1 rRNA gene is annotated in these 2,576 nt (G+C 54.4%); it reads right to left on the bottom strand.

The window, feature by feature from the left end:
• Positions 1–2,496 (bottom strand): 23S ribosomal RNA (locus ACFFJD_RS01110); the annotation flags it as partial.
• Positions 2,497–2,576 lie beyond the last annotated feature (80 nt).

The raw sequence follows: 2,576 nt of genomic DNA, 5'->3' as shown, positions 1-2,576 counted from the left end.
CCGCCCCAGTTAAACTACCCACCAGGCACTGTCCCTGAACCCGATCAGGGTCCGAGGTTAGAAGCCCAATACGATCAGAGTGGTATTTCAACAACGACTCCACGAACACTAGCGTGCCCACTTCACAGTCTCCCACCTATCCTACACAAACCGTACCGAACACCAATACCAAGCTATAGTGAAGGTCCCGGGGTCTTTTCGTCCTGCCGCGCGTAACGAGCATCTTTACTCGTACTGCAATTTCGCCGAGTCTGTGGTTGAGACAGCAGAGAAGTCGTTACGCCATTCGTGCAGGTCGGAACTTACCCGACAAGGAATTTCGCTACCTTAGGATGGTTATAGTTACCACCGCCGTTTACTGGGGCTTAAATTCTCAGCTTCGCCAACAAAGTTGACTAACCGGTCCTCTTAACCTTCCAGCACCGGGCAGGCGTCAGTCCGTATACATCGTCTTACGACTTCGCACGGACCTGTGTTTTTAGTAAACAGTCGCTTCTCTCTGGTCTCTGCGACCACCCCCAGCTCAGACCGAAAAAGTCGTCACCAGAAATGGTCCCCCTTCTCCCGAAGTTACGGGGGCAATTTGCCGAGTTCCTTAACCACAGTTCTCTCGATCGCCTTAGTATTCTCTACCTGACCACCTGTGTCGGTTTGGGGTACGGGCCGTGTACCAACTCACTAGAGGCTTTTCTCGGCAGCATAGGATCACAGAATTCACCTCAACGGCTACGCATCACCTCTCAGGCTGTATGGGGTACGGATTTACCTACACCCCGCCCTACAGGCTTACACCAAGACATCCATCACTTGGCCCTGCTACCTTCCTGCGTCACCCCATCGCTTGACTACTACACCCAAGGTCCCACGCAGCCACCACCAGACCAACCCGAAGGAAGGAAAGACGGCTTTTGGGTGGTTAGTACAGATGATTCATCATTGGGCGCGGATACACGGGTACGGGAATATCAACCCGTTGTCCATCGACTACGCCTGTCGGCCTCGCCTTAGGTCCCGACTCACCCTGGGCGGATTAACCTGGCCCAGGAACCCTTGGTCATTCGGCGGACAAGTTTCTCACTTGTCTTTCGCTACTCATGCCTGCATTCTCACTCCCACACCCTCCACTACACGATCACTCGGCAGCTTCAACGGATGCAGGACGCTCCCCTACCCAACCACACCACTACACACCAACCCGCAGGCCGGCATGGATGTACATGTGTGATTGCCGCGGCTTCGGCGGTGTACTTGAGCCCCGCTACATTGTCGGCGCAGGACCACTTGACCAGTGAGCTATTACGCACTCTTTCAAGGGTGGCTGCTTCTAAGCCAACCTCCTGGTTGTCTAAGCAATCCCACATCCTTTTCCACTTAGTACACGCTTAGGGGCCTTAGCCGGCGATCTGGGCTGTTTCCCTCTCGACTACGAAGCTTATCCCCCGCAGTCTCACTGCCACGCTCTCACTTACCGGCATTCGGAGTTTGGTTGACGTCAGTAACCTAGTAGGGCCCATCAGCCATCCAGTAGCTCTACCTCCGGTAAGAAACACATGACGCTGCACCTAAATGCATTTCGGGGAGAACCAGCTATCACGGAGTTTGATTGGCCTTTCACCCCTACCCACAACTCATCCCCTCCATTTTCAACTGAAGTGGGTTCGGGCCTCCACAGCATCTTACTGCTGCTTCACCCTGGCCATGGGTAGATCACTCCGCTTCGGGTCTAGACCCAGCGACTCACACGCCCTATTCAGACTCGCTTTCGCTACGGCTACCCCACAACGGGTTAACCTTGCCACTGAGCACTAACTCGCAGGCTCATTCTTCAAAAGGCACGCCATCACCAACCAACCCCAAAGGATTGCGCCAGCTCTGACGGATTGTAAGCGTCCGGTTTCAGGTACTATTTCACTCCCCTCCCGGGGTACTTTTCACCTTTCCCTCACGGTACTAGTCCGCTATCGGTTACCAGGAAGTATTTAGGCTTACCGGGTGGTCCCGGCAGATTCACAGCAGATTCCACGAGCCCGCTGCTACTTGGGAAATATCGAAGCCAGACAGAACATTTTCAGTTACCGGACTCTCACCGTCTACGGCGGACCATTCCAGGCCACTTCACCTAACATCCTGCTTTATCACTGACCGCCCAGCCGGCAGACCGGGCCACAACACTCCCACAACACCACACGCACAACCCCTGCCGGGTATCACATACGCATGGTTTAGCCTGATCCACTTTCGCTCGCCGCTACTCACGGAATCACTATTGTTTTCTCTTCCTGTGGGTACTGAGATGTTTCACTTCCCCACGTTCCCTCCGCACCGGCTATACATTCACCGGACGGTAACACCACATCACTGGTGCTGGGTTTCCCCATTCGGACACCCTCGGATCACAGCTCGTTTGACAACTCCCCGAGGACTATCGCGGCCTACCACGTCCTTCATCGGCTCCTGGTACCAAGGCATCCACCGAACGCCCTAAAACACTTACAACAACACCCACAAACACACCCCACACCAACAGGCCTGGGACACGAATGTGGACATCACCACAACATGAGTATCACCAAAAA

The sequence above is a fragment of the Gordonia phosphorivorans genome, from assembly GCF_042432625.1.
GTDB classification, from domain to species: domain Bacteria; phylum Actinomycetota; class Actinomycetes; order Mycobacteriales; family Mycobacteriaceae; genus Gordonia; species Gordonia phosphorivorans.
Note: the sequence above shows the minus strand (reverse complement) of the source record. Positions and strands in the feature narration are given on the sequence as shown.